General features: G+C 66.7%; 18 protein-coding genes and 3 pseudogenes. 15 read left to right on the top strand and 6 right to left on the bottom strand.

Annotation, left to right across the window (positions count from 1 at the left end; translation table 11 throughout):
• Positions 1-46: 46 nt before the first annotated feature.
• Positions 47-565: pseudogene (locus tag OG747_RS47690) on the bottom strand (transposase); the annotation flags it as partial.
• 47 nt (positions 566-612) lie between these two features.
• Between OG747_RS47690 and OG747_RS47695 the strand changes: the two are divergent.
• Positions 613-2,310, top strand: coding sequence for an aminotransferase class I/II-fold pyridoxal phosphate-dependent enzyme (locus tag OG747_RS47695; protein WP_331744858.1), 1,698 nt, complete (start codon positions 613-615; stop codon positions 2,308-2,310).
• 55 nt (positions 2,311-2,365) lie between these two features.
• Here the strand turns inward: OG747_RS47695 and OG747_RS47700 are convergent.
• The 3 genes and pseudogenes from OG747_RS47700 to OG747_RS47710 form a co-directional block, all read right to left on the bottom strand.
• Positions 2,366-3,052, bottom strand: a pseudogene (locus OG747_RS47700) (SDR family oxidoreductase).
• 60 nt (positions 3,053-3,112) lie between these two features.
• The gene (locus OG747_RS47705; RefSeq protein WP_266639878.1) at positions 3,113-3,418 is read right to left on the bottom strand and encodes a DUF427 domain-containing protein; all 306 of its coding nucleotides are present in this window, start codon (positions 3,416-3,418) and stop codon (positions 3,113-3,115) included.
• Between the two features lie 393 nt (positions 3,419-3,811).
• Positions 3,812-4,180 (bottom strand): GNAT family N-acetyltransferase, encoded by a 369-nt coding sequence (locus OG747_RS47710; RefSeq protein ID WP_266639879.1) that lies wholly within the window; start codon positions 4,178-4,180, stop codon positions 3,812-3,814.
• Between the two features lie 181 nt (positions 4,181-4,361).
• Here OG747_RS47710 and OG747_RS47715 point away from each other — a divergent pair, with 181 nt between their 5' ends.
• The 7 genes and pseudogenes from OG747_RS47715 to OG747_RS47745 all read left to right on the top strand — a co-directional run bounded on the left by OG747_RS47715 (position 4,362) and on the right by OG747_RS47745 (position 9,722).
• Entirely contained in the window at positions 4,362-4,712 is a 351-nt protein-coding gene (locus OG747_RS47715) for a GNAT family N-acetyltransferase (RefSeq protein ID WP_266639880.1), read from the top strand.
• Between the two features lie 39 nt (positions 4,713-4,751).
• Positions 4,752-5,036, top strand: a complete 285-nt coding sequence (locus OG747_RS47720; RefSeq protein ID WP_331764941.1) for a hypothetical protein — start codon at positions 4,752-4,754, stop codon at positions 5,034-5,036.
• Positions 5,037-5,218: 182 nt separating this feature from the next.
• On the top strand, positions 5,219-6,139 hold the full coding sequence (locus OG747_RS47725) for an NADP-dependent oxidoreductase (protein ID WP_331744847.1): 921 nt from the start codon (positions 5,219-5,221) through the stop codon (positions 6,137-6,139).
• 14 nt (positions 6,140-6,153) lie between these two features.
• Positions 6,154-6,636, top strand: a complete 483-nt coding sequence (locus tag OG747_RS47730) for a cupin domain-containing protein (RefSeq protein WP_331744844.1) — start codon at positions 6,154-6,156, stop codon at positions 6,634-6,636.
• A 274-nt stretch (positions 6,637-6,910) separates the two neighbouring features.
• Positions 6,911-8,180 (top strand): annotated as a pseudogene (locus OG747_RS47735) (IS256 family transposase).
• Between the two features lie 24 nt (positions 8,181-8,204).
• Entirely contained in the window at positions 8,205-8,657 is a 453-nt protein-coding gene (locus OG747_RS47740) for a transposase (protein ID WP_331745072.1), read from the top strand.
• Positions 8,658-8,954: 297 nt separating this feature from the next.
• Positions 8,955-9,722 (top strand): SDR family oxidoreductase, encoded by a 768-nt coding sequence (locus tag OG747_RS47745; protein WP_331744841.1) that lies wholly within the window; start codon positions 8,955-8,957, stop codon positions 9,720-9,722.
• An 87-nt stretch (positions 9,723-9,809) separates the two neighbouring features.
• Here the strand turns inward: OG747_RS47745 and OG747_RS47750 are convergent, their stop codons facing one another.
• Positions 9,810-10,103 carry a hypothetical protein gene (locus OG747_RS47750; RefSeq protein ID WP_331744839.1) on the bottom strand — a complete coding sequence of 98 codons (294 nt, stop codon included), beginning with the start codon at positions 10,101-10,103 and terminating at the stop codon, positions 9,810-9,812.
• Between the two features lie 48 nt (positions 10,104-10,151).
• On the opposite strand from OG747_RS47750, the gene OG747_RS47755 reads away from it, so the two are divergent.
• The 6 genes from OG747_RS47755 to OG747_RS47780 all read left to right on the top strand — a co-directional run bounded on the left by OG747_RS47755 (position 10,152) and on the right by OG747_RS47780 (position 14,254).
• Positions 10,152-10,922 (top strand): transposase, encoded by a 771-nt coding sequence (locus tag OG747_RS47755; protein WP_331744836.1) that lies wholly within the window; start codon positions 10,152-10,154, stop codon positions 10,920-10,922.
• 206 nt (positions 10,923-11,128) lie between these two features.
• Complete coding sequence (locus OG747_RS47760; RefSeq protein WP_331744834.1) at positions 11,129-11,728, top strand: sulfite oxidase-like oxidoreductase; 600 nt, start codon at positions 11,129-11,131, stop codon at positions 11,726-11,728.
• Positions 11,698-12,450, top strand: coding sequence for a ferredoxin reductase (locus OG747_RS47765; protein WP_331744832.1), 753 nt, complete (start codon positions 11,698-11,700; stop codon positions 12,448-12,450). The genes OG747_RS47760 and OG747_RS47765 overlap by 31 nt, the downstream gene beginning before the upstream one ends.
• 103 nt (positions 12,451-12,553) lie before the next feature.
• Positions 12,554-12,826 carry a DUF6510 family protein gene (locus OG747_RS47770; protein ID WP_266636310.1) on the top strand — a complete coding sequence of 91 codons (273 nt, stop codon included), beginning with the start codon at positions 12,554-12,556 and terminating at the stop codon, positions 12,824-12,826.
• Between the two features lie 32 nt (positions 12,827-12,858).
• Positions 12,859-13,503: an RraA family protein gene (locus OG747_RS47775; protein ID WP_329536696.1), complete on the top strand. Its 645-nt coding sequence runs from the start codon at positions 12,859-12,861 to the stop codon at positions 13,501-13,503.
• A gap of 178 nt (positions 13,504-13,681) precedes the next feature.
• Positions 13,682-14,254: a winged helix-turn-helix domain-containing protein gene (locus tag OG747_RS47780; protein ID WP_331745068.1), complete on the top strand. Its 573-nt coding sequence runs from the start codon at positions 13,682-13,684 to the stop codon at positions 14,252-14,254.
• Between the two features lie 55 nt (positions 14,255-14,309).
• Here the strand turns inward: OG747_RS47780 and OG747_RS47785 are convergent, their stop codons facing one another.
• The gene (locus tag OG747_RS47785) at positions 14,310-15,545 is read right to left on the bottom strand and encodes an IS256 family transposase (protein ID WP_331744379.1); all 1,236 of its coding nucleotides are present in this window, start codon (positions 15,543-15,545) and stop codon (positions 14,310-14,312) included.
• A 186-nt stretch (positions 15,546-15,731) separates the two neighbouring features.
• Here OG747_RS47785 and OG747_RS47790 point away from each other — a divergent pair, with 186 nt between their 5' ends.
• Positions 15,732-16,163: a transposase gene (locus tag OG747_RS47790; RefSeq protein ID WP_331744824.1), complete on the top strand. Its 432-nt coding sequence runs from the start codon at positions 15,732-15,734 to the stop codon at positions 16,161-16,163.
• Positions 16,164-16,269 lie beyond the last annotated feature (106 nt).

Raw genomic sequence — 16,269 nt, forward strand, 5'->3', positions numbered from 1 at the left:
AGAGCCCATCCCACACACCGCGTTGAAAGGAATCTCAATGATTGTGTCAAGCCGCCTGCGTGACCGGCGAGGCCGAGGTGAACAGTCTTCCTTCACGCAGCATCGCCCAGAGCACGTCGACCCGGCGACGGGCCAGCGACAGCAGGGCCTGCGTGCGCAGCAGGCCCTCGGATCGCTTCTTGAGGTAGTAGTCGCGGGAGGGGCCGGGCCGCATCATCGCGGTCTGTGCGGCCAGGTAGAAGATGTGCCGCAGGCGCCGGTTGTAGCGCTTGGGCCGGTGGTAGTTGCCGGTGCGGCGGCCGGAGTCCCGGGCGACCGGGGCCAGGCCGGCGTGCGAGGCGAGACGGCCGGCATCGCGGTAGCCGGACAGGTCACCGACGATGGCGACGAGCTCGGCACCGAGGATGGGTCCCATGCCGGGCATCGACTCGATGATCTCCGCGCGGTCGTCGGATCGGAACGTCTCACTGATCTTCCGGTCGTTGTCCTTGATCCGCTCGTCCAGAGCCAGCAGCTGCTGGGCGAGATCGCGGACCAGCTTCGCCGCACGCTTCTCGCCGGGCACACCCGGTCCTCCCGGACCGCTCAACATTCTTAGGGAACCCCTCATGCATGACAGCTGGGCTTGTTGGCAAGACCGCACTGATCACCGGCTCTGGCCACGACATTGGCGCAGCGATCGCGACCGGACTTGCCCAGGCCAGAGTCGATGTCATCCTTCTCGCCCGCACCGCCGACCAACTCGACGAAACCGCCAACGCCATCAGAGCAAGTGCGTCGAGTGTTGAGGTTCGCATCGTGGCTACCGATCTGACCTACGACAACCAGCGCACCACGGCCATCGACGACCCGCTTGTCGGCAGCCCGGTCGATGTTCCGATCAACAACGCGGCCGCTGTCGAGCCTCTCGGCTCCCGCACCACGATCAGTCCAGCGCAGCTACGGCAGGCCTTTGAGAATGATTTGATACGAGCTGGACGAGGTGTGCGCCGTGCGCTGGCCGAAGCTGTGCGCGAAGCTGTCCGCACCGGCCGCCTGGCCCCGGGGACACGGCTACCCTCCTCCCGCCAGCTCGCCGCCGGCCTCGGCCTTGCCCGCAACACCGTGGCTGACGCCTATGCCGACCTGGTCGCCGAGGGATGGCTTACCGCGCGCAGAGGCTCGGGCACACTCGTGGCAGACAGGACAATCACTCGGCCGATCTTGGCGCGCTCGGTCGCCGAGCCGTCCGGCGCCCCTTGCCACGACCTGATCCCAGGTAACCCTGACCTCACCGCTTTTCCTCGTGCAGCCTGGCTGAAGGCCATGCGCCGCGCCGTGGCCGCGGCTCCCGACGACGCGCTCGGCTACGGCGACCCCCGCGGGCGGCCGGAGCTACGGGCCGCACTCGCGGACCATCTTGCTCGAGCCCGGGGCGTGAACGTGAGTCCGGAGCACATAGTGATCTGCGCCGGCGTCTCCCACGGTCTACAGATCCTGAGTGGAGTCCTGGCCGGGCGGGGGGCGAGGAACGTCGCCGTCGAGTCCTACGGCCTAGAGAGGTACTGCGGCCTGCTGGCGGCTGCTGGGCTGAAGACCCTCCGGCTTCCCTTGGATACCCGCGGGACCGACCCGGTGCCGCCCGTCGGCACCGATGCGGTCCTACTCACACCGGCTCACCAGTTCCCTCTGGGCACGGTGCTGCAGCGCGATCGCCGGACGGCCGTCGTGGACTGGGCCAGACGGACCGGCGGGCTGGTCCTGGAGGATGACTACGACGGTGAGTTCCGGTTCGACCGCCAGTCTGTCGGGGCGCTCCAAGCACTCGACCCCGACTGCGTGGTCTACCTGGGTACCGCCAGCAGGACCCTGGCTCCTGGCCTGCGGCTGGCCTGGATGGCGCTGCCTCCCACGCTCGCGGAGGAAGCCGTGGCGGCCAAGGGGCAGATCGACTCGTGCGAGGTATTCAGCCAGCTGACGATGGCGGATTTCATCACCTCCGGCGCCTATGACCGTCACGTACGTGCTGCCCGTCGGCGCTACCGCGATCGACGAGACGCTCTCGTCACAGCCCTGGCCCAGCACGCCCCTAAGGTGCGCGTCATCGGGGCAGCGGCTGGCCTGCACACCGTGCTCGGTCTGCCGCCAGGGACCGAGCAGCGGGTCCTTCAGTCGGCAACCCGGCAGGGCCTCAAAGTGGCTAGCCTGTCTCGATACCGCCGTGAACGGTCCCTGAACGCCATGGCCGATGCCATCGTCGTTGGATACGGGGTGCCCTCCGACGCTGCGTGGCCTCAGGCGCTCTCCGCCCTCGTGCGGATCCTTTCCTGACGCCCCTCGAGTAGCTGAGCACCCGAACTGATCTCTTTGTGGGTACGGCGTCACCTCACGCCTGCCTGAGAACGTCACTCGAGGCGGCAGCGTATATGCCCGCGTTGTCGTCGGTGACGACGGTGCGCTGGTCACCACGGGCGGCCAGGGCGATCCGGCCCACCTCGTCGAGCGTGAAGACCTCGGGGCCGGCGACGTTGCGAGTGCCCCGCAGCGGGGCTCCCACGCTCCAGCCATTGGCCTCCGCCGACGTCGCCCAGGCCGTGGCCGAGGTCTGTGCGCGTGGCGGGCAGGCGGACGGTCTTGTCGTCGGAGGTCCACGACATCACCAGCGTCCATGAACTCGAAGAACTGCGTGGCGCGGACGATCGAGTACGGCACGGGACCGGCCTTGAGGATGTCCTCCTGCAGCACCTTGGCGCGGTAGTACACCAGGTCCGGCACCAGGTCGGCGCCGACAATCGAGAGGACCACCGCGTGGCCGACGCCGACGGACTTGGCGGCCGACAACAGGTTGTCCATCGTCGTCTGGAAGAACGCGGGCGAGGCCTCATCGAAGGTCGGCGAGTCCGTCAGGTTGACGACGACATCGGCTCCCGCCAACGCCTCGTGCAGACCCTTCCCGCTCAACAGGTCAAATCCGGTGGACGGCGAGTGTGGCACCGCCTCGTGCCCGCCCGCCTTCAGGATCTTCACCACCTGCGATCCTAAGTCCGGTCCCGCCGATGACAGCAATCTTCATGTGTGCCCTCCCCCCACTCAACGACGGATTTGTTCTGCTGGCAGTGATCGGTGTGCCTTGTCAGTTCTCGATCCTGACCTGGCGTACATCGAAGGCGACGTAGCCGCTGAAGTCGCGACCGACACGGGTCGCCGCCGACTCCTTGATGTTCGGGTAAGACCAAGCCCCGTCCCTGAGCGCCATCTTTCCGACCACAACGTCGTGATACTGCGCCCTCCCCTTCCAGGGGCAGGTGTAGGGGGTTGGGCTGTCGCGGAGCGCGCCGGCCGCAATTGAGTCCGGCGGGAAGTAGATATTTCCCTCGATACTGACTACCGCCTCGCTCGCGGCCTCGGCCACGACGGTCTCCCCAACCACTGCCTTCATCAGTCTTTCCCTTCATCGATCTCTTTGCTTGGGCCGCATCCGCCCTCGCGTCCGGCCGCGTTAGCCCAGAGGCACCAATGCCTTGCGCGATGGCTGTTCAAGTCGCGATCACCGGTTGAGACGGCGGGCTTCAGTCGGGCGTCCGGTTGGTGCAGTCAGAGCCAGCTCGCGTATTCGGGCGGAAGTTGGCGTCGGGTGAACTCGGCTTCTTACCCGTGTCTTGACGCTCCGGGCGATCGGGGAGACGTGAGCTCATCGGCGTTGGCCAGCCGTGCCGAATCACCCTGGTCTGCGGCTGGGTCGCTGTACTCCGCCACCGGGAGCTCGAGGCAGCACGTCGTGAGGCCGCGATGGGGCCGTTCCGAGGGCATTCCTGATTGCGGCCCGGTAATCTCAGCCACCGGCCGCCACTCGCGCCGACTCGGCAGCAGCACGATCGGAATAGCCCGGGTGTCGGGCGTCGACCAGATCGGCATGCGCGGTCGTTCTCGAGAGGTAGTCGACCACAAAGGGGCAGATTGCGGTGATCGTGCCCCCGCGGGCGCGGATCTCGTCGAACACGCGCCGCACCAGCGCGCCCCCCACACCCTCGTGCCGATGACTCATCTCGACCTCAGTGTGCCGAAGAGCGTACCGGTTGGGCTTCAGGTGGGTGTAGTAGAGCCAGCCGACCAGGTCGTCGTCACGGCAGAGCTCAAAGCGGCCTTGATCGATGTTGTCGATCAGCTGCTCGGTTACCGGCACCTGCTCTTCGCTGCTCATCGCCTTACCCCTCCAACGTGTCGTCACGCCAGCCATTCAGACGGCACCACTTCGGACCTTAAAGTCCAGTATGGTGTTTCGCTACTGGCAAGTCATGTGTAAATTGGACTTGGTGGTCCCTTTTTCCTGGTGAGGACTGATCGGGACCACCGACCGAAGACGAACAAGGCGAGAAGAGAACATGGAGCCATCACCGGCCGCCGTTGAGGTGCGCAAGGACGAAACCACCCGCCTCTACGAGGCACTGATTGATGGCCAGGTCGTCGGTAACCTGGCATACGAGACCGCCGGCGGACGTGCCACGCTCACCCACTCTTACGTGGACCCAGAGCAACGGCATCGGGGCATCGCGTCTGCTCTAACACGCTACGCCCTGGAAGACCTGACTCAAAGTCCGGCCAAGGTCGGCATCTACTGCGGTTTTGTCGCCGACTACGTCCAAGACCACCCCGAGTGGAACGACGCCGTCGACATCAGCCGCTCGGCCTTCATCGCCACTCGCACCGCGCGAGACACGACCAGCGGGCACTGACGCTACGGACGACCTGCACGTTGCCATCGAGGCTGAGTGGTGGGGGGCCTTGCGGTCGGTCGACGCGTCGAAGTGACGAGCGGCGGCAAGGTCTCTGCGGCGCGCAAGCTCATCCACGGCGGCGAGCGCGTCGCCGAGGTCATGGTGCGTGTAGGGCGCCAGTGGCAACCGGACCGCATCGACTTCGCTGAGGTCGGCGGCGAGCTCGCCCTGATGTTCTACCGCGAAGGCCGGGTCTACTCCGTCGACACGGTCCAGATCACCGACGATCTGATCACCGCGTACCGCCGGGTCATCAACCCGAACAAACTCGTGCACGTCTGAGCTGTCACACCCGGAGGGGCTGCCTCGTCTCCCTGATAGAACGCACGACGGGCGACGAAGGAATACACGATCATGCGGCACGGCATACATCCACCTGCTGCGTGTTCCCGATGACCAGCCGCTATGAGCCCTGCGTGTGAATGGGCTGCGCGCTCGAGTCGCCCCTCCCAGTAAGGACCTGTATGCAAGCCATCACTGTGCGAGACCGTGACGCTGGTCTTGCGGGGATGTCCGTGACGGACACGCCCTACCCTCATGCGGCCGAGAATGACGTCATCGTGCGGGTGCACGCCGCGGGCTTCACCCCCGGCGAGCTGGACTGGCCGGGCACGTGGACTGACCGCGCCGGCCGCGACCGGACCCCGAGCGTGCCCGGGCACGAGCTGTCCGGTGTCGTCGCAGAGCTGGGCTACGGCACCACCGGCCTGAGCGTCGGACAGCGGGTGTTCGGCCTGGCCGACTGGACCCGCAATGGCTCGCTCGCCCAGTACGCCGCGGTGGAAGCCCGCAACCTCGCTCCGCTGCCGGCGGACATCGACCACACCCTGGCCGCCGCGCTGCCGATCTCCGGGCTGACCGCCTGGCAGGGCCTGTTCGACCACGGCCGCCTCACCACAGGCCAGACCGTCCTGATCCACGGCGCCGCTGGCGGCGTCGGCTCGATCGCAGTACAGCTCGCCCGCGAGGCCGGCGCCCGTGTCATCGGCACCGGCCGCTCCACCGACCGGGACAAGGCGCTCGCCCTGGGCGTCGACACCTTCTTGGACCTGCAGACCGAGGAGTTGGAAGACGTCGGCGAGACCGACGTCGTGTTCGACGTGATCGGCGGCGACATCCTCGACCGCTCGGCCGCCCTGGTCCGCCCCGGCGGCACGCTGGTCACCATCGCCATGCCGCCCAAGGTCCAGCCCAAGGACGGGCGGGCGGTCTTCTTCGTCGTCGAACCCGACCGCGCCCGGCTCATCGACCTCGCCCAGCGGGTAAGGGACGGCCGGCTCAAGCCGGTCGTCGGTGCTGTGCGGCCGCTCGCCGAAGCACCCTCCGCGTTCGCCCGCGGCAAGCGCACCCCCGGCAAGACGATCATCTGCGTCACCGAAGACTGAACAGGAGACCGATCATGATCGGAATGCGGATCGCCGGTGGCCTGCTGGCCGTCGCCACACTGACTGCGGCCACGGCCTGCTCGACCTCCAACCAGCCCGCCCACGCCACGCGGCCGGCCGCGGCCGTGGCATCGCCTGCGGCCATGGCATCAACGCCCTCCACCGAAACCCTCAAGCAGCTGCTCCAGCAGGCCCTTCCGAATGTGAAAGGCAAGACGTTCACCTCGGCGGTCGTCGACTTCCCGCCCAACGCACGCGCGCTGCCGCACCGGCACGGCCAGGCGTTCGTCTACGCCTACGTCCTCGAAGGCACCGTGCGCAGCCAGCTCGAAGGCAAGCCCGTGACTACCTACCACCAGGGCGAGAACTGGGTCGAGCAGCCGGGCGCCCACCACCTCCTCACCGAGAACACCAGCCGGACCAAACGGGCCAAGCTCCTGGTCGTCTTCGTCTCCAACACCGGAGACAAGCTCAAGGTCGACGACCCGAAGTCATAGCCCGGGGCACAGCGGGCGGCAACGCTCCGCACAACCTCTGCCCCTGCCGCAACACACACCACCGGCCACCAAGACGCGCCTGAAGTGCGCGACGCAGGCCACACCAACCGGCGGTCTACGACGGCGAGTTCCGCCACGAACGACAACCAATGGGCGCGCTACCAGGCCTCGTCCGCGCTGGTCGGGAGCGTGTCTGAAAGATCGTGTGAGTCCGTGATGTGAAAGCCTGGCCGGAGCCCAGGCTCGGGCCCTGGTCAGCTGGGACGGACATGGCATGACGGACAACGAGAACGCCTCGGCTGTCGAGTCGGTCGAGGACAAGCTGGTGGACGAGGTCGTCGAGCGGCTGATGGACCGCGCCGACGCCTCGGGAGCCGCTCTGCTGGGCCAAGGCGGGCTGCTGACCGAGGTCACCCGGGCCGTGCTGGAGCGGGCCCTGGATGCCGACCGAACATCTCGGCTATGAGAAGCATGATCCGGTCGGCCGCGACTCGGGCAACAGCCGCAACGGGACCTCGCCGAAGACCGTGCTGACCGACGCAGGCGCGGTCACCGTGGCGGTTCCCCGGGACCGCAACGGCTCCTTCGAGCAGAAGCTCGTGCCCAAGCACGCGAGGCGGCTGGCAGGCTTCAACGAGTAGATCCTGTCGCTGTATGCGCGGGGCATGTCGGTGCGGGATATCCGCTCCCACCTGGCCGGCATGTACGGGGTCGAGGTCTCACCCGATCTGATCAGCAAGGTCACCGACGCGGTCGCCGACGAGCTCGCCGCCTGGCAGAACCGGCCGCTGGACGCCATCTGGCCGATCATCTACATCGACGCACTGTGGATCAGGATCCGGTCCGGATCAGTCGCCTCCAAGCCCGTCTACCTCGCCGTCGGGGTCGACATGGACGGCTGCAAGGACGTCCTTGGCCTGTGGGTCGGCGACGAGGGCGAGGGCGCCACGACCTGGATGAACGCCCTGTCCGAACTGCGCAACCGCGGAGTGGAAGACGTCTGCATCGTCGCCTGCGACGGCCTGAAGGGCCTGCCGGATGCGGTCACCGCGACCTGGCCCAAGGCCACGGTCCAGACCTGCGTGATCCACTTGATTCGCGCATCGCTGCGACTGGCCGCCAAACAGCACCATCCGGCGGTGGTGTCGGCGCTCAGGGCCATCTACACCGCGCCCACCGAACAGGCCGCCGAGCAGGCCCTTGCAGACTTCACCGCATCGGAGTTGGGCCAGCGTTACCCGGCCGCCGTGCGCACCTGGCGGGCCGCGTGGAACGAGTTCACGCCCTACCTGGCCTTCCCGCCCGAGATCAGGAAGGTCGTGTATTCGACGAACCTGATCGAGTCAATCAACGCGCGGCTTCGCAAGACCACCCGCAACCGAGGGCACTTCCCCTCTGAGCAGGCCGCGCTGAAGGTGCTCTACCTCGCCGTCCGCGAGCTGATCACCCCCAAAGCCCGCGATGTCAACCACGTCGCGGCACACTGGAAGAAGGCACTGAACCAGTTCTCACTCTTCTTCGAGGACCGGCTCAACACCAGGTGAACCCCAAGGACTTACACAAAGCTACTGACACGCCCACATCCGCCGCCGCGGCCGCCTCGGCGGACCGAGGGGCTCGACAACAACCAGCGACCCGCGATCCGCATCCGCTTCGCCACCGAGACCTGCGCGCCCTGCCCCTCCCGCGGGCAGTGCACCAACTCGACACGCTACGGTCGCCAGCTCACCGTCCGTCCGCAAGATCAAGACTCCGTTCTCGAACACGTCCGCGCCGAGCAGTCCACAGAGGAATGGAAGGCCGTCTACGCGATCCGCTCCGGCATCGAGGGCACAATCCACCAGGCGGTCACAGCCACCGGCGCACGCAGAACCCGCTACGCAGGACTGGGGAAGACCGCCCTCGCGCACATCCTCACAGCCACCGCCGTCAACCTACTCCGGCTCGACGCCTGGTGGACCGGACAACCACTCGCCCCCACTCGGACATCACACCTCGCTGCCCTCGACCTCGCCGCATAAGCAATTGGGCAACGGGGTCATCGACGGCTTCTACAACAGCCGGCGGCATCCAGAAACGGCTCGGCTACCTCAGCCCCGTCGAGTTCGAGGAGAAGCACTACGCCGAGCGGGCAACGGCCGAACGAACGAACCTGAAACCCGGTCAACCCGCCCTGACCAGCTGATCAGCACCTCCCGCACGCCGGGGGAACCTCACGGGTAGAGACCTTATAGAGCTGTTGTAGACACCGCTGTGGCAGGGTCTAAGCAGCACAGGAGAGAAATGTTCACCGCTCAATAGAGAGGGACCGCGTGGCGATGGACTTCGAAGGCAAGAAACTCGTCGTGATCGGCGGCGCCAGCGGCATGGGTCTCAAGGTCGCCGAAGACGTGATCGCGGAGGGAGGCAGCGCGGTGATCGTCGGCCGCCCGGGTCAGAAGCTCGACGACGCCGTGGCAAGCCTGTCGCGCTCCGGCAGCGCGTGGTCGATCGCGGCCGACCTGGCGGACCGGAACCAGGTCGTCGAGGCGCACAAGCAGCTGTCGGAGGATCACCCCGACGCCACCCTCCTCGTCAACTCGGCAGGGTTCTTCAAGCCCAAGCCCTTCCTCGACTACGAGGTCGCGGACTACGACGCCTATCACGACCTCAACAGGGCGACCTTCTTCCTGACTCAGACCATCGTCCGGGGCATGGTCACCGGGGGTCAGGGCGGCGCCATCGTGAACGTGGGCAGCATGTGGGCGCACCAGGCCCTCGCCGTGACACCGTCGTCGGCCTACTCGATGGCCAAGGCGGGCCTGCACGCCCTCACGCACAACCTGGCCATCGAGCTCGCCAGCGAGGGCATCCGTGTGAACGCCGTGGCTCCCGCCGTCACCAGGACCCCCCTGTTCGAGAAGGTCTTCCCCGCAGACCAGCTGGACGGCGCGATGGAGCAGCTGAGCGGGCTGCACCCCCTCGGCCGGGTCGGAACCCCGCAGGATGTGGCCGCCGCAATCGTCTTCCTCCTCTCGTCGGCATCGAGCTGGACCACGGGCGCCATCCTTAACGTCGACGGCGGGGTCATGGCAGGCCGCAACTAAGAGTTGTCCCGCAACACTGGGCTCGTCCCCAGCGCCTGCTGAGCTGCCTGCTCGCGCCCCTTCGCGCTGGGGCCTAAAGGAAGGCGCTCAGTCCAGAGCAGCGGTCACCGCCTCAGACACGATCGCTCCCGCCTCCTGGATCCGCTGGCGCATGTTCCCTTCGTACAGCCAGGCGCAAGCCTCGATCGCTGGAAAGAGTTCGGCGAGAATCAACGCCGCACGCTTCGGTACGTGGGTTCCTTCCCTCCACGCCGTCCCGCAGCGATCGATCTCCTCCTGTAGCTGAAGGAGCGCCTGCTCATCGAACCCCTCGTTCATGCGCAGGGGGGTCACGAAACGATTCGTCGCCTCTTCCAGACGACTGACCAAGCCTGTCTCCATGTGTGCCTCCTTCTCGGGCAGTTCGTAGCGCGGTGGGAGGATCTTCTCGTGGCTGGTGTGATCACGGCGTCACAGCCGTCCTGGATAGGCCCGTTCACTGGGCTGAGCCCGCGCTGCTTCGGCAAGCTGGTGACCGCCCTGCGCCGCGAGGGAGCGGACACGGTCCGCCGAGGTCGGCCGTGGAGCCTGCCTCTGGAGGACCGCGTCCTGCTGGTCGCGGCGTACTGGCGCACCAACTTGACGCTGCGCCAGCTCGCGCCGCTGTTCGGAATCTCGAAGTCTGCGGCCGACCGCATCATCAACCGAATCGCACCGCTGCTCGCACTGCGGCCGCGCCGACGGTTCCGCAAGGACACCGTGCTCATCGTGGACGGCACCCTGGTACCCACACGTGACCATGCGGTGGCGGAGCAGTCGAAAAACTACCGGTACTCCACCAACCACCAGGTCGTCATCGACGCCGATACACGGCTGGTCGTCGCAGTTGGCCGGCCTCTACCTGGCAACCGCAACGACTGCAAGGCATGGGAGTTGTCCGGAGCCAAGGCCGTCGTCGGCAACACCACGGTGATCGCTGACGGCGGCTACCGCGGCACTGGCCTGGTGATCCCGCACCGCCGTGAACCAGGCCTGGTCGAACTCCCGGCCTGGAAAGAGGAGCACAACCGCTCACACCGCAAGGTCCGCGCCCGCGTCGAACACACCTTCGCCCGCATGAAGAGCTGGAAGATCCTCCGCGACTGCCGATTGAAGGGCGACGGCGTTCATCACGCCATGCTCGGCATAGCCCGACTGCACAACCTCGCGCTCGCCGGATAGAGACCCAGGTGGGCATCGTCGATACTGACCATGCCGAGTCAGTTGATCATTGCGGGACAGCCTTTAAGCGGACATCCGCAGGATCGGGGGCGGAGGACAAGCCGGATTGATGCCCAGAACGACGCCGCCGGCTCGTCTCGAGATGCTGTGCTGCGCGATGTCCTGGAGAATGGAAACCGCATTGTGCAGAGAATGGGGGCACTTTTATGCCCATCGTTTCACGAGGGTTCCACGGCCGAGCACGGGATGCACAACACAGACTGCCTCCTGGGCAGTATGAGACCACCGACTTCCCCGTTCTATCGGCCGGACCCACCCCTGCGGTGGACCTTGACCAGTGGGAGTTCACTATCCGCGCAGAGACCGGCGCACGGCACATCTGGGATTGGGCGGAGTTCATGGCGTTGCCCAGCCAAACGCAAACCGTTGACCTGCACTGTGTCACCAAGTGGTCGAAGTTCGAGACGGAGTGGCAGGGAGTCTCCTTGGACGTCCTTCTGGAGAACGTGAAGACCAGTGCCGAGTACGCGCTCGTTCACTCCTACGGCGACTACACCACCAACGTCCCCCTGGAGGACCTCCTCGACGGGCAGGCATGGATCGCTTACCGATACAACGGCGAGGAACTCGCGCCGGAGCACGGCGGCCCCGCCAGGTTGCTGATTCCGCACCTGTACTTCTGGAAGTCCGCGAAGTGGGTGCGCGGCATCCAGCTACTCGACAAGGAAGAGCGGGGCTTCTGGGAGAACATCGGCTACCACGACTATGGGGACCCATGGCGCGAGCAGCGGTATCAAGGCGACTGAGCGACCGGCTGCGCTGGAAGGCTGCCCGTTTGACCGATCGGCGCGTCGCGTCCCAAACTGCGCACACCCTCGTCTTCGAAGTGCCCGACTGGCCGGGTCATCTGGCGGGACAGCATGTCGATGTGCGGCTCACGGCGGAGGACGGCTACAGCACGCAGCGCAGCTACTCACTGGCGTCGGCACCCGACGGTGAGAGCGTCGAACTGACTGTTCAGCGTGTAGATGACGGCGAGGTCTCCCCGTACCTGACGGACGAACTCGCCGTAGGCGACGTGGTGGAGCTGCGCGGACCGGTTGGCGGATGGTTTGTGTGGCGTCCCGAGCAGAAGGAGCCGATTATGCTCGTGGCCGGCGGCTCCGGCCTGGTGCCGCTGATGGCGATGATCCGCACGCGCCGCGCGATCGGCAGCCGTACGCCCTTCCGGTTGGTATATTCCGTGCGCAGCCCGGAGTACCAGCTCTTTGTATCGGAATTGAGACGGGACGACCCGGGCCTCGACAAGACGTACCTCTATTCCCGCTCCACCCCACCACAGTGGCCACGGCCCCCCGGGCGGTTCACCGCTTCTGACCTGTCAGGCGCCGGGTGGCCACCGGATTTCCAACCCACTTGCTATGTCTGCGGTTCCACCGGCTTCGTCGAAAAGGCCGCCGGACTGCTGGTCGCCTTCGGCCACCACCCTGGCCGTATCCGAACCGAGCGTTTTGGACCCAGCAGATGACGAGAGGCAGGTGGCGTGCGCGGCCATGGGTGTACCCCGCCAGCGGCCGGGCACCAGCGGCGACGACTCTCCGGGTGCATCGACACAAAGCGAGGTGAATTCCATGACCCTGACGCCCGACTTCCTTGACGGCAACGCCGCCGCCGGGGACCTCGAGTCTCTGTTCGGAACCGACATGACCATGGCTTCCGGACGATGCCGTGGCTGCGGCGAACAGATGATGCTTGCCCAAACGCACGCCTACCTCGGTGGTCCCGGGATGGTGCTGCGCTGCCCCGGCTGCGACAGCGTCCTGCTTCGCCTGGTCCGCTCCCCCACCCAGACGTGGCTCGACGCCGGCGGACTGGACTACGTCAAGATCCCCGCACCGGCCTGACGTTACGACTGCATGACCGGACGGGAGGCCTCATGGCACACAAGAACGACCTGCAAGGTCTCGCCTCGCGAGTGCGTACCCCCGACGTCGCCGACGCCATGGGACGAATGCACCGCCACCGGTGTCACATCAACGACCTGGTGACCCCAACCCCGGGTCGTATCCTCCTGGGCCCCGCGATAACGATCTCGTTCTTCCCCTCGTGCGAGGAAGCACTCCCACTTGAGCATTACAACTTCTCCCAGCTGTTCCATGACGCCATCGAAAACGGCGCGCAGGGGCGGGTGCTGGTCCTGGCCGGCAACGGGCATTCCGGGGTATCGCTCGGAGGCGGATCAAAGCTCTCGCTGGTGGCAGCACACGGTCTTGCGGGCGTCCTGGCGGACGGGCGTCTCCGGGACTTCACCGAAATCGCGACCTACGACTTCGCCGCCTACTGCTTGGGACAGACAACCAAGTGGGGCGGCGATGTCGTGACACCTTTCGAGGCCAACCGGCCGGTCGTCGTGTCCGGCGTGACTGTCCACCCAGGTGATTACGTGTTCGCGGACGCATCCGGCGCTGTCGTCATCCCCGCCGCACAGGTCCTCAGCGTGTTCGAAGAAGCCAACCGCATCGCACAGGTCGAGGCAGCCTTCGTCGACAGGATCCGTAACGAAGCCCCCGCCGCCGAGTAACCAGATCGCGGCGACCTGCCGTCGACGGCCCCCGGCCGTGCGTCTCGGAAACCCGACCACCCCCGCTCACGACGGTTACTGACTTCGGCTCGTCAGGGTGATCTTTCGCGAAGTTCCTGGTGAGGGCGGGTTGTTTGGCCGTATCCAGTGGTGTGTGAGGTATGCGGATGGGGGCGGACTGACCGCCGCAGGGCGTCACCGCCGGGAGACGGTACGGATGCAGGCGGCCGAGCTGTTCGAGCAGAGAATCAAGCCGCCGGAGGTCGCGCGACGGCTGCGAGTGAGCCGGAAATCCGCCTATCAGTGGCACCAGGTGTGGCGCGATGGCGGTGTGCAGGCCCTGTCGTCCCGTGGCCCGAGCGGATCACGGTGCCGCCTCTCTCCACGCTGCCTGGAGAAACTCGCCGCGCATCTCGAACAGGGGCCGGCCTCGCACGGCTGGGTGGAGGACCAGGTGTGGACCGCAGCGCGGGTGGCCACGCTGATCGGCAGGAAGTTCCATGTCTCCTACAGCATCTCCGGGGCCACCAGGTTGATGCGCAGGCTCGGCTTCAGCCCGCAGGTGCCCGCACGGCGGGTGGCCGAACGCGACGAGCAGGCCGTGAAGGTGTGGAAGGAGGCGATCTGGGCCGAGGTAAAAGAGCCAGGGCGGCCTGCGGAGGCTACATCTGCTTCGAGGACGAGGCAGGCTTCACCCGACGGCCGCCCAAAGGACGCACGTGGGGCCGACGCGGCCACACGCCGGTCGTGACGGTCAGCGGGCGGCGCTCGGATGGCGTCCCGCTGGTTGGTGCAGCCGATCTTGGTCAGGGCGTGTTGGTGGTGTTCGGTAGCGCGGGGGCGCTGTCGGGGAGCTCGGCGGGGTAAAGCTGATCCATGCTTCCCTCGGGCAGGTAGCGGCGGGGGAAGGCGATCCATTCGTCGTGCAGTTCGAACAGGACGGCGGTGACCAGTCGCAGGAGCGCGTCGTCGTTGGGGAAGACCTGGACGACGTCGACGCGGCGCTTGACCTCGCGGTTGACCCGCTCCAGTGGATTGGTGGACTGAATCTTCTTCCAGTGGCGTTCGGGGAAGACCGCGAACGCGGTCAGGTCCTCCTTCGCTTCCAGGAGCATCGCCTTGACCTTGGGGAACTGGCCGCCGAGCATGTCGGCAACGGTGTCGAGTTGGGCACGGACCGTCTCGCCGGTGGGCTGGGCGAAGATCGTGCGGATCGTCGCGGCGACCATCTCGGCCGACTCCTTGCTGATCACGCCGAAGACATTGCGCAGGAAGTGAACACGACAACGCTGGTAGGCGGCCCCGAGCATGACCTTCCGGATGGCCTTGACCAGTCCCGAATGATGGTCGCCGATCACGAGCCGGACCCCGCTCAGGCCGCGTTCGCGCAGGGAACGCAGGAACTGGGTCCAGAACACCTCGGTCTCGCTGTCGCCGACCATCACCCCCAGCACCTCGCGGCCGCCGTCCTCGGTGATCCCGGTGGCGATCACCACGGCCCGGGACACGATCTGGTGCTCGACCCTGGCCTTGCAGTAGGTCGCGTCCAGGTACATGTACGGGAAGCGCACGTGGTCCAGAGGCCGGTTGCGGAACGCGGTCAGCTGGACGTCCAGGTCGCCGCAGATCCGGGAGACCTCGCTCTTGGAGATCCCGGTGTCCGCGCCGAGGGCCTTGACCAGGTCGTCGACCGACCGGGTGGACACGCCGTGCACGTACGCCTCCATGATGACCGCGTACAGGGCCTGGTCGATCCGGCGCCGCCGCTCCAGCAGGCTCGGGAAGAAGCTGCCCGACCGCAGCTTGGGGATGGCCAGGTCCAGGTCGCCGGCCTGGCTGGTCAGCGTCCGCTCGCGGTGGCCACTGCGGTAGGCGGTGCGGGTATCGGCGTGCTCGTTCCACTCCGCGCCGATCTTCGCACTCGCCTCGGCCTCGATCAGCTCCTGCAGCATCCGCTCGGCCACTGAGCGGACCAGTTCGAGGCCGTCCGCTGAACGTAGTGACTCAAGCAGGCGGAGTAAGTCATGCTGGGTCAGGGCCATCGTGCACCTCCCGGGCTGAACACGCCGTTTACCAGGGAGAATTGCACGGTGGCCCGTCTGATGAGCAGGGAGCGGAGCCTACGCGCGCATGCGCCCCCGGGCGCACGCCCTGACCAAGATCGGCTGCACCAACCAGCGGGACACCATCGGCGCTCGGGACGCCTGTCAGTCGCGGGACTGATCGCCATGCGGCCCGGCTCCCGCACCCGACTCTGCCACCGCCTGCGCACCCACCCCGCCGGCAAGGGCAAGCGACGCAGCCTGGGCGAACGCGACTTCATCGCCCTGATCGACGGCGCCCACCAGCTGGTCAAGGCCCCGATCGTGCTGGTGTGGGACCGGCTGAACACCCACGTCTCCCGCAGGATGCGGCAGTTGATCACCGAGCGCGAGTGGCTGACGGTGTTCCTGCTGCCTGCCTACTCGCCGGACCTGAACCCTGTCGAGAGCGTGTGGGCCCACGTCAAACGCAGCCTGGCCAACCTCGCCGTCGTCGCACTCGACCGACTCGAAGTCCTCGTTCGCAACCGCCTCAAGCGCCTTCAGTACCGACCCGACACCCTCAACGGATTCATAGCCGGAACCGGCCTGGACCTCGACGCGCCAACGTCACCCTAACCAGCCGAAGTCAGTAGCGGACCCGAGCGCGGTTTCCTTACCCGGGAGGGAGTGCCTTGCCGTGCTGCTTGGGCGTGGTCCCCGTGGCGTCAGGATTTTCGGCGCG

This window comes from Streptomyces sp. NBC_01384 (assembly GCF_045040035.1).
Taxonomy (GTDB): domain Bacteria; phylum Actinomycetota; class Actinomycetes; order Streptomycetales; family Streptomycetaceae; genus Streptomyces.

What these genes read in the sequence shown, in the direction of transcription:
- OG747_RS47760 (WP_331744834.1), top strand. Translation starts at nt 11,129, where the DNA reads ATGCCCATCGTTTCACGAGGGTTCCACGGCCGAGCACGGGATGCACAA.
- OG747_RS47790 (WP_331744824.1), top strand. Translation starts at nt 15,732, where the DNA reads ATGCGGCCCGGCTCCCGCACCCGACTCTGCCACCGCCTGCGCACCCAC.
- OG747_RS47775 (WP_329536696.1), top strand. Translation starts at nt 12,859, where the DNA reads ATGGCACACAAGAACGACCTGCAAGGTCTCGCCTCGCGAGTGCGTACC.
- OG747_RS47765 (WP_331744832.1), top strand. Translation starts at nt 11,698, where the DNA reads ATGGCGCGAGCAGCGGTATCAAGGCGACTGAGCGACCGGCTGCGCTGG.
- OG747_RS47730 (WP_331744844.1), top strand. Translation starts at nt 6,154, where the DNA reads ATGATCGGAATGCGGATCGCCGGTGGCCTGCTGGCCGTCGCCACACTG.
- OG747_RS47695 (WP_331744858.1), top strand. Translation starts at nt 613, where the DNA reads ATGACAGCTGGGCTTGTTGGCAAGACCGCACTGATCACCGGCTCTGGC.
- OG747_RS47770 (WP_266636310.1), top strand. Translation starts at nt 12,554, where the DNA reads ATGACCCTGACGCCCGACTTCCTTGACGGCAACGCCGCCGCCGGGGAC.
- OG747_RS47710 (WP_266639879.1), bottom strand. Translation starts at nt 4,180, where the DNA reads ATGAGCAGCGAAGAGCAGGTGCCGGTAACCGAGCAGCTGATCGACAAC.
- OG747_RS47715 (WP_266639880.1), top strand. Translation starts at nt 4,362, where the DNA reads ATGGAGCCATCACCGGCCGCCGTTGAGGTGCGCAAGGACGAAACCACC.
- OG747_RS47785 (WP_331744379.1), bottom strand. Translation starts at nt 15,545, where the DNA reads ATGGCCCTGACCCAGCATGACTTACTCCGCCTGCTTGAGTCACTACGT.
- OG747_RS47705 (WP_266639878.1), bottom strand. Translation starts at nt 3,418, where the DNA reads ATGAAGGCAGTGGTTGGGGAGACCGTCGTGGCCGAGGCCGCGAGCGAG.
- OG747_RS47745 (WP_331744841.1), top strand. Translation starts at nt 8,955, where the DNA reads ATGGACTTCGAAGGCAAGAAACTCGTCGTGATCGGCGGCGCCAGCGGC.
- OG747_RS47725 (WP_331744847.1), top strand. Translation starts at nt 5,219, where the DNA reads ATGCAAGCCATCACTGTGCGAGACCGTGACGCTGGTCTTGCGGGGATG.
- OG747_RS47750 (WP_331744839.1), bottom strand. Translation starts at nt 10,103, where the DNA reads ATGGAGACAGGCTTGGTCAGTCGTCTGGAAGAGGCGACGAATCGTTTC.